13 protein-coding genes are annotated in these 16,117 nt (G+C 64.5%); 8 read left to right on the top strand and 5 right to left on the bottom strand.

What is annotated here, in order from left to right:
* Nucleotides 1–27: 27 nt before the first annotated feature.
* On the top strand, nt 28–2,130 hold the full coding sequence (locus tag HD883_RS20500) for a ribonuclease catalytic domain-containing protein (protein ID WP_179588854.1): 2,103 nt from the start codon (nt 28–30) through the stop codon (nt 2,128–2,130).
* A gap of 31 nt (nt 2,131–2,161) precedes the next feature.
* Here HD883_RS20500 and HD883_RS20495 read toward each other — a convergent pair whose 3' ends face one another.
* The 4 genes from HD883_RS20495 to HD883_RS20480 all read right to left on the bottom strand — a co-directional run bounded on the left by HD883_RS20495 (nt 2,162) and on the right by HD883_RS20480 (nt 5,907).
* Entirely contained in the window at nt 2,162–2,815 is a 654-nt protein-coding gene (locus HD883_RS20495; protein ID WP_179588853.1) for a GntR family transcriptional regulator, read from the bottom strand.
* A 71-nt stretch (nt 2,816–2,886) separates the two neighbouring features.
* Nucleotides 2,887–3,825 (bottom strand): alpha/beta hydrolase, encoded by a 939-nt coding sequence (locus tag HD883_RS20490; protein WP_179588852.1) that lies wholly within the window; start codon nt 3,823–3,825, stop codon nt 2,887–2,889.
* Nucleotides 3,812–5,035, bottom strand: a complete 1,224-nt coding sequence (locus HD883_RS20485) for an FAD-dependent oxidoreductase (RefSeq protein WP_179588851.1) — start codon at nt 5,033–5,035, stop codon at nt 3,812–3,814. The genes HD883_RS20490 and HD883_RS20485 overlap by 14 nt, the downstream gene beginning before the upstream one ends.
* A gap of 38 nt (nt 5,036–5,073) precedes the next feature.
* A complete protein-coding gene (locus tag HD883_RS20480; protein WP_257022573.1) occupies nt 5,074–5,907 on the bottom strand; it encodes a Bug family tripartite tricarboxylate transporter substrate binding protein in 834 nt (277 codons plus the stop codon).
* A 376-nt stretch (nt 5,908–6,283) separates the two neighbouring features.
* Here HD883_RS20480 and HD883_RS20470 point away from each other — a divergent pair, with 376 nt between their 5' ends.
* The 7 genes from HD883_RS20470 to HD883_RS20440 all read left to right on the top strand — a co-directional run bounded on the left by HD883_RS20470 (nt 6,284) and on the right by HD883_RS20440 (nt 13,029).
* Nucleotides 6,284–6,718, top strand: coding sequence for a VOC family protein (locus tag HD883_RS20470; RefSeq protein ID WP_179588849.1), 435 nt, complete (start codon nt 6,284–6,286; stop codon nt 6,716–6,718).
* Nucleotides 6,719–6,737: 19 nt separating this feature from the next.
* Nucleotides 6,738–7,703: an NAD(P)-dependent oxidoreductase gene (locus HD883_RS20465; RefSeq protein ID WP_179588848.1), complete on the top strand. Its 966-nt coding sequence runs from the start codon at nt 6,738–6,740 to the stop codon at nt 7,701–7,703.
* 319 nt (nt 7,704–8,022) lie between these two features.
* Nucleotides 8,023–8,853: a TonB family protein gene (locus HD883_RS20460; protein WP_179588847.1), complete on the top strand. Its 831-nt coding sequence runs from the start codon at nt 8,023–8,025 to the stop codon at nt 8,851–8,853.
* The gene (aroE, locus tag HD883_RS20455; protein WP_179588846.1) at nt 8,853–9,713 is read left to right on the top strand and encodes a shikimate dehydrogenase; all 861 of its coding nucleotides are present in this window, start codon (nt 8,853–8,855) and stop codon (nt 9,711–9,713) included. Before HD883_RS20460 ends, aroE begins: the two co-directional genes overlap by 1 nt.
* A 3-nt stretch (nt 9,714–9,716) precedes the next feature.
* A complete protein-coding gene (gene mtgA, locus HD883_RS20450; protein ID WP_179588845.1) occupies nt 9,717–10,505 on the top strand; it encodes a monofunctional biosynthetic peptidoglycan transglycosylase in 789 nt (262 codons plus the stop codon).
* Between the two features lie 261 nt (nt 10,506–10,766).
* Complete coding sequence (gene mgtE, locus HD883_RS20445) at nt 10,767–12,236, top strand: magnesium transporter (protein ID WP_179589709.1); 1,470 nt, start codon at nt 10,767–10,769, stop codon at nt 12,234–12,236.
* Between the two features lie 97 nt (nt 12,237–12,333).
* Nucleotides 12,334–13,029: an alpha/beta fold hydrolase gene (locus HD883_RS20440; RefSeq protein ID WP_179588844.1), complete on the top strand. Its 696-nt coding sequence runs from the start codon at nt 12,334–12,336 to the stop codon at nt 13,027–13,029.
* A 183-nt stretch (nt 13,030–13,212) separates the two neighbouring features.
* Here HD883_RS20440 and secA read toward each other — a convergent pair whose 3' ends face one another.
* On the bottom strand, nt 13,213–15,957 hold the full coding sequence (gene secA / locus HD883_RS20435) for a preprotein translocase subunit SecA (protein ID WP_179588843.1): 2,745 nt from the start codon (nt 15,955–15,957) through the stop codon (nt 13,213–13,215).
* Nucleotides 15,958–16,117 lie beyond the last annotated feature (160 nt).

Genomic DNA, 16,117 nt, shown 5'->3' with positions numbered 1-16,117 from the left:
GCCGCTGGCGCAGCAGGATTGTTAGCAATGCATGTCTTATACGAGGATGACGGCGGTTTCAAGGCGGCCACCCTGCTGAGCGAGACCGACGCCAGCCTGCAGGTCGAAGCCACCTCCGGCAAACGCAGCAAGATCAAGAAAACCGCCGTCATTCTGCGGTTTGAAAAGCCGTCGCCCGACGCGCTCGTCAAGGAAGCCGAGGCTGCCTCGGGCGACCTCGACCTGGAATTCCTGTGGGAATGCGCGCCCAAGGAAGACTTTGACGTGCCGGCCCTGGCCGAAGAATATTTTGGCCACAAGCCCGGCCCGGTCGAACAGGCCGCGCTGCTGTTCCGCCTGCACGGCGCACCGGTGTATTTCCATCGTCGCGGCAAGGGCAAATTCCGTCCGGCGCCGCCCGACATTCTGGCCGCCGCGCTGGCCGCGGTCGAAAAGAAGAAACGCCAGGCCGAACAACAGCAGGCCTGGGCCGACGAAATGAAGGCGGGCACGCTGCCCGACGCCATGGCGCGCATGGCCGAGATCCTGCTGTTCAAGCCGGACAAGAACACGCAAGAGTGGAAGGCCTTTGATATGGCCTGCACGCAGATCCAGATCCGTCCGGACCGCCTGCTGCTGAATCTGGGCGCCTTCCCCAGCGCCCTTGCGATCCACAAGCGCCGCTTCCATGGCGAGCATTTCCCGAAAGGCACGGCGTTCGCGCCCGTGACCGTGCCGCCCGTGCCCACCGAATTGCCGCTGGCCACGGTCGACGCGTATTCGATCGACGACGTCACCACGACCGAAATCGACGACGCCCTGTCGGTGGAAACGCTGGCCGACGGCAACGTGCGCGTGGGCATCCACATCGCCGCGCCGGCCCTGAGCGTGACCCGCGACAGCCCGCTCGACCTGCTCGCGCGCGGCCGCATGTCCACCGTCTACATGCCCGGCGAAAAGATCCCGATGCAGCCGGACGAGGTCATTGCGGCGTTCTCGCTCGACGCCGGCAAGCCCGTGCCGGCGCTGTCCTTGTACGTGACGGCCGACCCCGCTACCGGCGACGTGATTGCGAGCGAGACGCGCATCGAACGTGTCGTCGTCAAAGAGAATTTGCGGCACAACCTGCTGGACGAGTCCGTCAGCGAAGCCGCCCTGGACGACCCCGCGTCCGACCTGCCCTACGCCGACCTGTTCCGCCCGCTGTGGAACCTGGCGCAGAAGCTGTCCGCCAAACGGGACGCCGTCCGCGGCCGTCCGGAACTGAACAACCGCGTCGACTTCAGCTTCTATGTCGATGGCGACCCCGACCTGCCCGACGAGGCGACGGTTCGCATCGTGCAGCGCAAGCGCAATGCGCCGCTGGACCGCATGGTGGCCGAGTACATGATCCTGGCCAACAACCTGTGGGGCGGATTGCTCGCCAGCTGCGGCGTACCCGGCATCTACCGGTCGCAGCAGATGGGCCGCGTGCGCATGAGCACCGTGGCCGCGCCGCACGATTCGATCGGCGTGCCGCAATACGCCTGGTGCACGTCGCCGCTGCGGCGGTATGTCGACCTGGTCAACCAGGGCCAGCTGCTGGCCGCGGTGGAACACGGCGTGTCGGCGCGCCTGGTGGCGCCCTTCAAGCCGCGCGAAGCCGACCTGTTCGCCATCATCAGCAACTTCGATGGCAAGTATTCGGCGTACTCGGACTTCCAGCAGCAGATGGAACGCTTCTGGTGCCTGCGCTGGCTCAAGCAGGAAGGCGTCACCCGCGCCGAGGCCGTCGTGCTGCGCGAAGACGCCGTCCGCCTCAAGGACGTGCCGCTCTTCACGCGGGTCGGCGGCCTTCCGGCGCTGCAGCGCGGCCAGACCGTCCTGCTCGACATCATGGGCAGCGACGAGCTCGACCTGGAACTTGACTGCCGCTTTGTGGAAGTGGTCCAGACCGAAGCCCTGGAAGCCCCTGAAGAGGAGCCCCTGCTCGTCGACACCGACGTGGAACTGGCCACCGGCGACGTCAGCCCCGACGCCGTCGCCGAGACCGCCGAAGTCGAAGCCGCGGATGGCCCGGATGCCAACGATTTGCCGTTGGACACGGCGGGAGCCAGCGAACCGCCGCTGGATACGTCAGCGGACAGCGAACCGTCCGCACCGCCGCAATGACAAAGGGTGCCGAAAGGCACCCTTTGTCAGATCATGCCGCGACATCCTGCCGGCTGCGGATAAGGCGCAGCACGCTATTGCCCAGCCGCGCATGGTGACTGCGCGTCGCGTTGTACGCCCCTTCGCAATCGCCGGCCAGAATCGCCTGGACAATGGCGGCGTGATCATCGTGAGAGATCTGTAGCCGGTCGTCGACCTGCGACTGAGCCTGGCGAAACGGAGCAAGCCGCTCGCGCAGATCGGCCACCATTCCGGTCAGCACATCGTTGTGCGCGCCCACCAGAATCAGATTGTGGAATTGCCGGTTGTTGGCCAGGTAGGCTTCGATATCGCCCTCCCGGCTGAGCGTTGTGCTTTGCTCGAAAATGAATTCGAGTTCCTTCTTCTCCATGGCTGTCATGCATTCGGCGGCGCGGCGGGCACAGAGCGCTTCCAGCTCGCAATCTGCTTCCAGAAGCTTGGCCAGTTCACCGACGCCGATGCGCGCGACCACCACCCCGCGCCGAGGCACGACTTCGACCAGCCCCTTGCTTCCCAACTCCCGCAGCGCTTCGCGGATCGGCGTACGCGACACCTCGAATTTTTCAGCCAGCACCCGCTCTTCGAGTTTCGCGCCCGGGGGGTAGGTGCCATCGACAATCTGTGCAGCGAGCAGTTTGGAAAGTTTGGACGAGATGGTGGACATGACTGCCTGGGTTAAGCCTGACCGCCCGCGCGAAGGTCCGGGCGCGGGCGTGGACCCTGAAAGATACACGATCACGCAGTGCGCATGAAATCGAGGATCTCGCGTCCCAGCAGCTCTTCACCGCTGTCGAAATGCGCCACGATCGACGTGTGATTGTGTTTGCGCATCTGCAGGAATCGAGGCACCTTGCCGCGGGCTTCGCACAGGCTCTGCACGAAGGCGACCCCGTACAGATCCAGATACGGGTTTTCGTATTCGGCAATGACGACCATGACCGGCAGGTCGCAATGGGCAGCGTGGGTGGCCGGCGAACGCAGCGCGTACGTCGAGGCATCGTCGCCGAAATAGGCCTGCACTGCCTTGGCGTTGGGATTGCCGTCCAGCACGTCCGCCTGCAACCGGCCACTGATCAGAATGGCGCCGCAGACTTCGGCCGCCGCGCGGCGTGGATGGTTCGGGTCAAAACAATAACTGGCGACGTGCGTGCCGCCCGCCGAATGGCCGATCAGGAACACCCGGCGCGGGTTGCCTCCGAACGAGGCAATGTTGGCCACGACCCAGTCCACGGCCGACGCAACGTCTTCTGTTCCGCCAGGAAATGGTGCCTCGGCCGCCAGCCGGTATTCGACATTGACGGCCACGCATCCCTGGCGCGCGAACCACCAGCACACGTTGTCGTAGATATGGCCGTTCGAACTTTTGGCGCCACGGATGAACGCGCCGCCATGCACAAAGACGACCACGTCGGCGTCTTGAGCTCCCTCAGGCTGGAACACGTCCAGCACCTGTCTGGCGCTTGCGCCATACGCCAGGTCTTTATGCATCGTCATGCCCTCTTTGGGCGTCGCCGACACCAGAGGCGTGTAGGCATTGAACACGACATCGCGAAACCCGTTGATGTCGGTTCCCCAAATCGGGCCAATCGATTCCAGCAAGGCCGCCTGGTCGGCCGGCAAACTGCCTAGCGGTTCAAGCGGATTGATGACGCGGGTGGAATCAATCGATGGCATTGGCGGTTTCCAGGCTTTCAAGAAGGGAAGCCCGGCGCATATAGCGGCGGGCGGACTCTGGATTGGAAGCCGTGCGGCGCAGTTCGTCAAACTTGGCCAGCCGGCTGGCAGGATCCTTTTCTTCAAGCAGCTTTTTGTTGGCAATGGTCTGCGCCTGCACGAACGACACCGCAGCATGGCGGCGTTGACGGCTGTACAGGTCCAGATGTGCGCCGTCCACACCGTGCAGCAGCACATCGGTCAGCTTGCCCGCCAGATTGATCGCATCATGGATCCCGCCGTTCATGCCCATGCCGCCGATGGGATTATTGACATGCGCGGCGTCCCCCACCAGCAGAAGGCGGCCGCGATGGAAGGTCTGGGCCACCCGCTGGCTGACGTTGTAGACATTGACGTAGGCCACGTCGTAGCGCCCGGCCTTCGGAAAGAACTTTTGCAGCCGGGCTTCGATACCGTCGGGGCTGAGCGCTTCGGCTTCCGACTCATCCGACCGGGTGGGGAAGATGGCGCGCCACAGCCCGGCGCCGTCTTCACCGCGTACCTTGAACAGATTGCACCATTCGTCGGGATCGGAAAAATAGTTGCGGTACGCGTAGTCCGGATGGCCCGATTGAAAGTCGAAGTCGGTGGCGATCTTGATGAAGCGTTCCTGATAGGTGAACCCTTCGAACGCGATGCCGGCCGCCTTGCGCACGGTGCTGCGGCCGCCGTCCGCGCCGATCAGATACGCACCCGAATGACGCTCGGGACCATCAGGACCGTCGACTTCGATGTCCACGCTACCGTCGTGCTGCACCACCGACCGCAGGCGATGCCCATAACGCACGTCGAAGTCAGATTGATCGGCGTAGGTTTGCGCGATGTCATGCGTCAGCTTGTATTGCTCATACTGCAGCACGTAGGGAAACCGGAAGACATCGCGCATCGTCGACAGATCGAATTCGGCGATCAACGCGCCACTGACCCGATCACGGTACTGATAGGTCTCCGACACCAGGCCCCGCGGCACGATGGTCCGGGTCACGCCCAGGTCGTCGAGCATGTCCAGCGTGGTGGGGTGCAGCGACGCCGCCCGCTGATCGTGGACCGGGCCGGCTTCCTGCTCGAACACAGTGACGGGAATGCCTTGCCGATGCAATGCCAGGGCACACACCATGCCGACCGGCCCGGCGCCGACGATCAGGACGCGCTGGGGTTGTCCATGCTTCATGCTGTTCATCTCCTGACTGCTCTCATGGCACCGCGCCCTCACTCGGGTGTGATGCCTGCTTGTTCAGCGATGGGTTTCCAGGTCGCGATGTCGTTCTGGATACGCCGCGCAAAAGCCGCTTTGGCTTCGGGCAACGGGGTAATGCCAGCGTCTTCAAGGCGCTTCTGGAACTCGGGCGACGCATGCGCCGCCATCACGGCTTCGGCGATCCTGTCGACGATGGCGCTGGGCATCGCGGCAGGTCCGACCAGGCCGTTCCACGTTTCGACCGGTTGGGCATCGGGAAAGAGTTCGGAGACCGTGGGCACGTCCGGCAACTGCCGGATGCGCGACTTGCTCGACACCGCCATCAACCGGACCTTGGCGTTGTTCGCATAAGGAAGCACTTCCGACAGGTTTCCCGAATACAGATCGGTCTGGCCGCTCAGCACGTCCGCCAGCGCCAACGCCGCGCCCTTGTAGGGCACCTCCGTCACTTCGATGCCCGCCCGCCTGGCGAACAACAAGCCGGACAGGTGAGTCAGGCCACCCACCCCGGCGTTGCCCATATTCAATTTGCCGGGATTGCGTTTGCCGTAATCGATCATCTCCGCCACGGTCTTGTACGGCTTCTGGGTGCTGACAGTAATCACGAACGGGTTGCCGCCCACATTGGCGATTGGCACAAAGTCCTTGATGGGGTCGTATCGGATCTTGTTGGTGAACGGCGCCGTGGATATCTGAGTGAGCGTTGCCATGAAGAGCGTGTACCCATCGGCGGGTGCCTTGGCAACGAAGTCGGCAGCGATGGTCCCGCCAGCGCCTCCCTTGTTGTCGACGATGAAGGGTCCACCCAATGACTTGGTCAGGCGTTCGCCGATCAGGCGCGCCATGAGATCCGTGTTCCCCCCTGGGGCGAAGGGCACCACGATCGTTACTGGCCGCGTCGGCCATGCCGGCGCAGGCGTGTCGGCCGCACTAGTGTGCGTGATCAGCGCGGAAACGACGGCGAGGAAGCTTGAGGCGATGAAGCAAGACCTGCGTGTCATGGCGATACCCCTAGGAATGGAAGACTGAACGCCGCACCCGATTGGGGCAGCAAGGCGATGCGAACTTCACAATGCAATTTGCATTCCAGAAGTCTTTCTGGTGCGCAGACCTGGCTAATTTGTTCTCTTGTTCTTCTTTGGGTATACCAATAATATATCCAGGAATACTTTTTCAACAGCTTTTTCCACTTGCGCGGGTTCGCAGGTAGCCGGAGAGATCATGGACAAACTCAGACATATCGCGTTGTCGGTCAGCGACCCGGAAGCGGCCGCGCAGTTTTTCGAGAAGGCTTTCGGCATGACCCGGGCCGGCCCCGCGATGCGAGGCATTTACATGACTGACGGCGTCATGAACGTGGCGCTACTCGACTTTACGAACGAGACGGTGCCGGGATTCGCCGGACTGAAAGACGTGCGGGGAGTGATTCACTTCGGGATGTGGGTGGACAACCTTGAAGAGGCCGAACAGCGTGTGATGGATGCGGGCGGCACCTATCTCACGGGCCGCAGAGAAACCGATCCGAACGTCTTTTATGAGGTCAAATACCGCATGCCTGACGGCACGGTGTTCGACATCACGGAAAGCGGCTGGAAGGGCGCCGTCAAGGAAGTGGCTGCTGTCGACCCTTCAACGGTCCCCTCTACCCTGCCCTGACTCTTCACATAGGTCCCCCATGCCCCACGACGTCCTGGCGCTGATCGGTCTGTCCGGTCCGATGCGCACCGCGCTGGAATCCCGCTTCCGGCTGCACTTGTATGAACAGGGGCCGGACACGATGGACTGGGCCGAGCCGGGCTTGTCGGACACCGTGGCCGTGCTCACCAACGGCACCGTGGGCTGTGCGCCGGCGCTGATGGACCGCATGCCCCGCCTCAAGCTGATCATGGCGATCGGCGCGGGGTACGAGAACATCGATGTGGCGGCGGCGGCGCAGCGGGGCGTGACGGTCACGCACGGGCCGGGGACCAATTCGGTGTCGGTGGCGGAACATGCGGTGGGGTTTGCGCTGAGTCTGGCGCGGGGCTATGCGCCGCTGCACCAGGCCTTGCGAGGCGGCACGCCGTGGATGGATCTGCGGGCGTCGCGGCCGGCGTTCAGCGGGTCGCGGGTGGGCATTCTTGGAATGGGGCAGATCGGGCAGCTGGTGGCGGCGCGGGCGGCGGCGTTCGGGGCGTCGATCGCCTATCACTCGCCCCGGCGCAAGCCCGAGGTGGAGTCGGCTTTCCAGGCCAGCTATCACCCCGACGTTATCAGCCTGGCGGCGGCCAGCGATTTTCTGTTTGCCTGCTGTCCGGGCGGCCCGGCCACCCGTCATTTGCTGTCGAAACCGGCGTTTGATGCCCTGGGGCCTAAGGGTTTCGTGATCAATGTGGCGCGGGGGTCGGTCCTCAAGACGGCGGACCTGCTGGACGCGCTGCGCAGCGGCACGATCGCGGGGGCGGGGCTGGATGTGCTGGAAGAAGAGCCGTCGCCGTCGCCGGAACTGCTGGCGGAACTGACCTCGTATCCCAATGTGCTGATGACGCCGCATATGTCGGGCCGGTCGCCGGCGTCCGTCCTGGCGCAGCGTGACGTGGTGGTGCAGGCGATCGAAGCCATCCTGGCGGGCCAAGCGCCGGCGTATCGGGTCACCGCCTAGCCAGACTTATCGAGTCACTGCGTAGCCGCCGCCTTCCGCCTGGCGCATAGCGATTGCTCACTAGCGTCGAGCCTCGCGCCGCTACGGTCGAGCATCCCGAACTGTCCAGCCGTTGTTTACGCCGCAGCGCGACGGTTTGAGTCTCACCCGTGCCGTAACTTGCCCCTACAATTGCGGCGTGCCAGCTACCTTGACTTCTCGCTCTTCCGCTCCGCCTCGCGCAGCGCGGACTGCGCCGCGATCCTCACCGCCTCCCAGGCGCCCAGACCGCCCGGCGGGCCCGATTGCGTCCCTGTTCCACGATCGCCGCTATCGTCTGATGCGAACCGCGGTGGTGATTTCGCTGCTGACGCACGGCCTGGCGATGACGGTGCATTTCACGTCGCCCGAACCGCCCAAGCCGACGGCGCAGGAAATCGGCATGGAAGTGATCCTGGTCAACGCCGGGACCAAGTCCGCGCCAGCCAAGGCCGAGGTGCTGGCCCAGGTGAACAGCGATGGCGGTGGCAACAGCGATCGGGGCCGTGCCGCGGCGCCGGTCCCGCGGTCGGCTGCCAACAGCGAAGGCGAGATGCTGGCCAGCGTGCAGCAGCAACAGGCGCAGCTGGAAGCCCAGCAACGCCTGCTGGCGGCCGAGGTCGAGGCGCAGAAGCGGCATGTCGCGCCGCCGCCCGCGCCCGAGGGGGCCAATGGGGTGCCGACCCAGCAGCCGGTGGATGCCAAGACGCGGGCGAATCAGCTCACGCGGCAGTTTGCCGAGATTGCCAATCGCATCGAGGATTACAACAAGCGTCCGCGCAAGCATTTCTTTGCGCCGTCGACGTCCGAATACCGTTTTGCGACCTACGTGGACCAGTGGCGCACCCGGATCGAAGCGGTGGGGAACCGCAACTATCCGCCGGAAGCGCGTGGCCGGCTGTATGGATCCTTGCGGATGACCGTGTTGATACGGGCCGATGGCAGCATCGAGTCCTTCGATATCGACCGCCCGTCAGAACATAAAGTCCTGAACGACGCCGCCCGCCGCATCGTGGCGCTGGCTGCGCCTTTCCCGCCCTTCCCGCCCCAGATCGCGAAAGACACGGATATCCTCGCCATCACGCGCACCTGGCACTTCACCAAAGATTCCTTGATAGCGACACCCGGTTAATGGCCCCCACTGACCTTCCCTCGCGCTACGCCGTGATCGGCAACCCGGTCATGCACAGCAAGTCTCCCCAGATCCATGCGGCTTTTGCGGGCCAGACGGATCAGAACATGGTCTATGAACGGCTGGCGGCCCCGGTCGATGCCTTTCCGCATACGGTCGACGAGTTCTTTTCGACGGGTGGGGCGGGCCTGAACGTGACGGTGCCGTTCAAGATGGAAGCGTTCGAACTGACGCGCGGCCGCCAGACGCCGCGCGCGATGGCGGCGGGCGCGGTCAACACGCTGTGGGTCAGGCATGGCGAGTTCCATGGCTGCAATACCGATGGCGTGGGGCTGCTGCGCGACCTGGGCCGCCTGGGCGTCGCGCTGGATCGCGCACGGGTGCTGCTGGTGGGCGCGGGCGGCGCGGCGCGCGGCGTGGTGCTGCCCTTGCTGTCGGCGGGTGCGCAGCGCCTGCACGTGGTCAATCGCACCGAAGACCGCGCGCATGAACTGGTGCAGGCGTTTGCCGAGCACCCCGCCGCGGCGCGCCTGAGCGCCGGCGGCACGGCCAGCGGCATCATGCTGCACAGCCAGTGGGATGTGGTGATCAATGCCACGGCAAGCAGCCTGGGCGACACCGCGCCCGATCTGCCCCCCGGTCTGTATGCACCCGATTCGCTGGCGTACGACATGATGTATGCCTCGCAGCCCACGGCATTCATGCGTCAGGCCACGACCGATGGCGCGGCGCGCACGGCCGACGGCCTGGGCATGCTGGTCGAGCAGGCAGCCGAAAGCTTCTTCTTGTGGCGCGGCGTGCGGCCGCAGACGGCGCCGGTGCTGTCGTCGCTGCGCGCCATGTTGCAGACGGGCGCCTGAACGATGGCGGCACGGAAGGCGGCAGCGTCGGGCCGGGGCACCAAGACCCGCAAGCGTGGGGTGGTGGGGACCGTGTTCAAGATCCTGGGCGTCTTCCTGCTGCTGGTCGTGCTGTACCAGGCGTGGCTGTTCGGCTGGGTCGTCTGGTACGCCTACCAGGCGCCGGGATCGACGTCGGTCATGCGCAGCGAACTGTCGCGCTTGCAAACGATCGACCCCAATCGCCGTCTGCAGTATCAGTGGGTCGATTACGGCCGCATCAGCAATAACCTCAAACGTGCGGCCATCGCGGCCGAAGACGCCAACTTCATCGAGCATGGCGGCATCGACTGGGACGCCATCGAGCGCGCCTACGAACACAATCGTCAACTGGCCGAAGCCACCGAACGCGCCCTGGCCCGCGGCCGCAAGCCGCCGTCCAAGCCCGTGCGCGGCGGATCGACGATCACCCAGCAGGTCGCCAAGAACCTGTTCCTGTCCAACTCGCGCAATTACGTGCGCAAGGCGCAGGAAGTCGTCATCACCTACATGATCGAAACGGTCATGAGCAAAGAGCGGATTCTTGAGCTCTACCTGAACATTGCCGAGTGGGGAGAAGGCGTGTTCGGCGCCGAAGCCGCGGCCCGCCACTACTTCCGCACGTCGGCCAGCAATCTGACGGCCTATCAATCAGCGCGGCTGGCGTCCATGCTGCCGCGGCCGCGCTTCTACGACCAGCATCCGGGGTCCGCCTACCTGGCGTCGCGCACCGATACGCTGGTGCGCCGCATGGCCGGCACGCCCATCCCCTGACGCAATTGCAACAAACCGGGACTGCCTTCTTGCTGCAATGACGGAAGAGCAACCGCCCGCGTACAATCCTCGCTTCGTTGACTCCGCGGCGCCTTCCCGCCGCTCACCGGAATGGCCTCACCGCCACCCCCAAGCATCCCAGCCCGCAGTGCCGGTTTCCTGAATTCCGGATCTCGCACCCGCCCGCTCTGACCGCCGCGCCCTCGCGCATGACGGTCAGGCGCACGGCCCGTGCGGACCCGTTTTGCCTTTCCCCGCGCGATGGTCGAATCCGTTCACACCCACAAGTCGCTCGAGCGTAACCGGCTCGAACCCGAAGACGCCCAGGAAGCCCTGGAACACGTCCAGGAACTCTTGCGCCGCCAGCATCTGGTGGCGGATCTGGTCCATCGCCAGGAAGTCGGCGATAGCCGCGGCCCCCTAGTCGAAGCCCTTGTCCATCGCCAGCACGACGCCGAACTGAGCGCGCTGCTCGACGATCTGCATTCGGCCGACGTCGCCTTCATTCTTGAATCGCTGCCCAAGGACGATCGCCAGAGCATCTGGCAATTGGTGCGGGCCGATCGTGATGGCGAGATCCTGCTGGAAGTGGCCGACTGGGTTCGTGAATCGCTGATCTCGACCATGGACCAGCAGGAGCTGGTCGCGGCCACCGAGAATCTGGAAGCCGACGAGCTGGCCGACCTGGCCCCCGATCTGCCGCCCGAAGTGGTGGCCGAGGTGCAGAAAGGCCTGACCGACGAAGAGCGGGCCCGGCTGACCGCGGTCATGAGCTACCCCGAGGACTCGGTGGGCGCGATCATGGACTTTGAGATGGTCCGGGTGCGCAATGATGTGACGCTGGAAGTCGTGCTGCGCTATCTGCGCCGCCTGCAGGAATTGCCCGACCATACCGACCAGATCTTTATCGTCGACCGCCAGGAAAAGCTGATTGGCGGGCTGCCGATCAACCGCCTTTTGGTGACGGATCCGGAACGGCAGGTGACCGACGTCATGGATACCGAAATCCTGACCCTGGCCCCGCTGGACGAGGCTGATGAAGCCGCCGCGGCGTTTGAACGATACGACCTGGTGTCGGCCCCGGTGGTCGATGCCGTGGGCCGGCTGATCGGCCGCGTGACCGTGAACGACGTCGTGGACGTGATCCGCGAAGCCTCCGACGAACAGGCCCTGTCCAAGGCCGGTCTGGGTGAAGAAGACATTTTTGCGCCGGTGTCCCAGGCCATCCGCAACCGTGCGCCATGGCTGCTGGTGAATCTGTGCACCGCCGCCATCGCGTCCTTCGTGGCATCGCGTTTCGAAGACACCGTGGGCCACATCGTTATCCTGGCCTTCCTGATGTCGATCGTCGCGGGCATTGGCGGGAACTCGGGCAACCAGACCATGACCCTGATCATCCGGGCATTGGCGGTTGGCCGGATCAACAGCGCCAACGTGTCCAAGCTGGTGCGCCGCGAATTGCAGATTGCGCTGGTCGTCGGCATTGGCGGCGGACTGGTCGCGGCGCTGTTCGCGTGGGCCATTTCGGGCCGCTATTCGCTGGGCCTGGTGATGATGTCGGCCATGGTGCTGAACCTGCTGGTGGGCGCCAGCATCGGCATGCTCGTGCCCCTGACCCGGACGCGCTTCGGCAAGGACCCCGCCATCGGGTCGTCGGTGTTGTTGACCTTTGCAACCGACACGATGGGGTTCTTCATCTTTCTGGGCCTGGCGACGGTGTTCCTGCTGTAAGGGAGCGTGGGCCCGCAGCCCGGGTTACCTCGCCGTCCAGGGCCACGTACTCCCGGCCCAGCGAAGATGCCTCCGCCATCAACTTTGCGCTGACCCCATGACCCGAACGCCCCTCGTCTTCCTGCCCGGCCTGCTCTGCGACGACGCCTTGTGGCGCGCGCAGGCGGCTGACCTGTCGGACGTTGCCGATCCGCTGATCGCCGACCTGACCCTGGACGACACGATCGCCGCCATGGCCCGCCGCACCCTGGACGCAGCCCCGGAACGCTTTGCCCTGGCCGCGCTGTCCATGGGCGGCTACGTGGCCTTTGAAATCCTGCGCCAGGCGCCCGACCGCGTCACCCGCCTTGCGCTGTTCGACACCCGCGCCACGCCCGACCATCCCGACAAGATCGCCGAGCGCCGCGCCGGCATCGCGTCCCTGGAAATCGGCCAGTTCCGCGGCGTCACCACCCGCCTGTTGCCGCGACTGGTCCACGCGTCGCACGTGGCCGGCCCCGTAGGAGATGAGGTCAAAGCCATGGCCCTGCGCGTAGGCGGCCCCGCCTTCATGCGCCAGCAACTCGCCATCCTCGGCCGCCCCGACTCCCGCCCCCTGCTCCCCACCCTTGCAGTCCCCACCCTGATCGCCGTCGGCGACCACGACGTCCTCACCCCGCCCAGCGACGCCCAGGCCCTGCACAAAGCCATCCTCGGCTCGCGCCTGCACACCTTCCAAGACTGCGGCCACCTGCCCGCATTGGAACAGCCCGAAGCCACGAGCCAGGTGCTGAGAGACTGGCTGAGCTGGTAAGGCCAGCAGCCTCAGTTCAGAAGCCCAAAAGAAAAATGCCCGCGAACCATCGCGGGCATTCTTCATTCAAGCCAAGCAACCCACCACCAGCACCTACGCTCCCCCAAATCCAGGACGCGGCGGATCTGGCTTTGCCAGTCCGCTCGCGTCGCCCCTGGGGGAGGCGCGAAGCGCCATGGGGGGTTACTCTAATTTTCCGTGGCACTGCTTGTATTTCTTGCCGCTGCCACACGGGCACGGATCATTGCGTCCCACCTTCGGCACCAGATTGCGCACGGTATCTTCGTCGCTGCGATCCGTAGCCGCTTCCGCCGCCGCCATCGCCTCGTCGTAGTCCGAGTGGTGGTACTGCACGTTCTGCACTTGCGGCTGGGCCATGTCTTCGGCCTGCTCGACCTGTTCAGGCGACTGCACGCGCACCGTCATCAGCACCTTGACCACTTCGTTGCGGATGCGGTCCAGCATGCCCGAAAACAGTTCGTAGGCCTCGCGCTTGTATTCCTGCTTCGGATTCTTCTGCGCATAGCCGCGCAGATGGATGCCCTGACGCAGGTGGTCCAGCGACGACAGATGTTCACGCCAGTGCGTGTCGATCGACTGGAGCATGATCGACCGTTCGAACTGCGCCCACATCTCGTCGCCCACCAGTGCGACCTTGCTGCGGTAGCTGTCGTTGGCCGTCTGCACCACGCGTTCCAGCAGGTCTTCGTCGGTCAGGTTGGGTTCGGCGTCGACGATGCTGGCCAGCGGCATCGGCGTCTGCCATTCCAATTCCAGCACCTTTTCCAGGCCCGCGATATCCCACTGCTCTTCCACCGAATTTTCCGGCACGTAGCTGCGGAACACGTCGGTAAAGGCCGCCACGCGCAGGTTCGAGACCATGTCGGAAATCGACGCGGCTTCGAGCACTTCATTGCGCTGCGCGTAGATCACCTTGCGCTGCTCGTTCGACACGTCGTCGTATTCAAGCAGTTGCTTGCGGATGTCGAAGTTGCGGCCTTCCACCTTGCGCTGAGCGGTTTCGATCGACCGGGACACCATGCCCGCTTCGATCGGCTCGCCTTCGGGCAGCTTCAGGCGTTCCATGATGCCGCGCACACGATCGCCCGCGAAGATGCGCATCAGCGGATCTTCCAGCGACAGGTAGAAGCGCGACGACCCCGGGTCGCCCTGGCGGCCGGCACGGCCACGCAGCTGGTTGTCGATACGGCGCGATTCGTGACGTTCGGTGCCGATGATGCGCAGGCCACCGGCCTGTTTCACCACGTCGTTCAGCGGCTTCCATTCGGCGCGCACCGTGGCGATCTGCGCTTCCTTGGCGTCTTCGGTCAGCGCATCGTTCGCGCGGATCAGGTCGATCTGCTTTTCGACGCTGCCGCCCAGCACGATGTCGGTCCCGCGGCCCGCCATGTTGGTCGCGATCGTGATGCGGCCCGGCTTGCCGGCTTCGGCCACGATCTCGGCTTCGCGGGCATGCTGCTTGGCGTTCAGCACTTCGTGCTTCAGCTTGGCGTTGGTCAGCATGTCGGACAGCAGTTCCGAGTTTTCAATGCTGGTCGTACCGACAAGCACTGGCTGATTGCGTTGCTGGCAGTCCCGGATGTCTTCCAGGATCGCGTTGTACTTTTCCTGCACCGTCTTGAAGACCTGGTCGTTCTGGTCTTTCCGGACCATGGGACGGTTGGTCGGCATGATGATCGTTTCCAGGCGATAGATTTCCTGGAATTCGAACGCTTCGGTGTCGGCCGTACCGGTCATGCCGGACAGCTTGTTGTACATGCGGAAGTAGTTCTGGAACGTGATCGACGCCAGCGTCTGGTTCTCGTTCTGGATCTTGGCGCCTTCCTTGGCTTCGACGGCCTGGTGCAAGCCGTCGGACCAGCGGCGGCCCACCATCAGGCGGCCCGTGAATTCGTCAACGATGACCACTTCACCGTCCTGCACCACGTAGTGCTGGTCGCGGTGGAAGAGGTTGTGCGCGCGCAGCGCCGCCATCAGGTGATGCATCAGCGAGATGTGGCGCGGCTCGTACAGCGATTCGCCCGGCGGCAGCAGGCCCTGGCGTTCCAGGATTTCTTCGGCCTTTTCGTGGCCGGCTTCGGACAGGAAGAGCTGATTGCCCTTCTCGTCCACCCAGAAGTCGCCTTCGGGTTCGGGTTCGTTCGTTTTCGGTTCGGACGCCATGCGCGTGAGCAGCGGCGGCACCGCGTTCATGCGGATGTACATCTCGGTGTGGTCTTCGGCCTGACCCGAGATGATCAGCGGCGTGCGCGCCTCGTCGATCAGGATCGAGTCCACTTCGTCGACCACCGCAAAGAACAGGTCGCGCTGGCGGCGGTCCTGCACCTGGTATTCCATGTTGTCGCGCAGGTAGTCGAAGCCGAACTCGTTGTTCGTGCCGTACGTGATGTCGGCCTGATACGCGGCCTTCTTCTCGTCATTGTCCTGCTGAGACACCACCACGCCGATCGACAGACCCAGGAAGCGGTACAGCCGCCCCATCCAGGCCGCGTCACGCGTTGCCAGGTAGTCGTTGACCGTGACCACGTGCACGCCTTTGCCGGCAAGCGCGTTCAGGTAGGTGGGCAGCGTCGCGACCAGCGTCTTGCCTTCACCCGTGCGCATTTCGGCGATGCGGCCGGAATGCAGCACGATGCCGCCCAGCAGCTGCACGTCGAAGTGGCGCATGCCCAGCGCGCGCTTGCCCCCTTCGCGCACCACGGCGAAAGCTTCAGGCAGCAGGTCGTCCAGCGTCTCGCCATTCTGGTAGCGCTGCTTGAATTCCTGCGTGCGGGCGGCGAGTTGCTCGTCGGTAAGGGCAGCGGTCTGGGATTCCAGCGCATTGATGCGCTCAACCAACTTGCCGTACTGCTTCAGGAGCCGGTCATTACGGCTGCCGAATAATTTCTTGAGCAGAGAGGAAACCATTGCGCGATGTCTGCAAGGAACCGGGGCGCCGAACCACTGGCGCAACGACCCAGCCTATAGATAGAGGGAAGCCGACGAGTTTAGCACCGTAGTGGCAAAACGGCCGCCCGGGGGCGGCCGTGAGTGTCCATGCAGGCCGCGCGGAGGCGGCGCGGCGGTG

Origin of the sequence: Pigmentiphaga litoralis (genome assembly GCF_013408655.1) — a bacterium.
GTDB lineage: Bacteria > Pseudomonadota > Gammaproteobacteria > Burkholderiales > Burkholderiaceae_B > Pigmentiphaga > Pigmentiphaga litoralis_A.
Note: the sequence above shows the minus strand (reverse complement) of the source record. Positions and strands in the feature narration are given on the sequence as shown.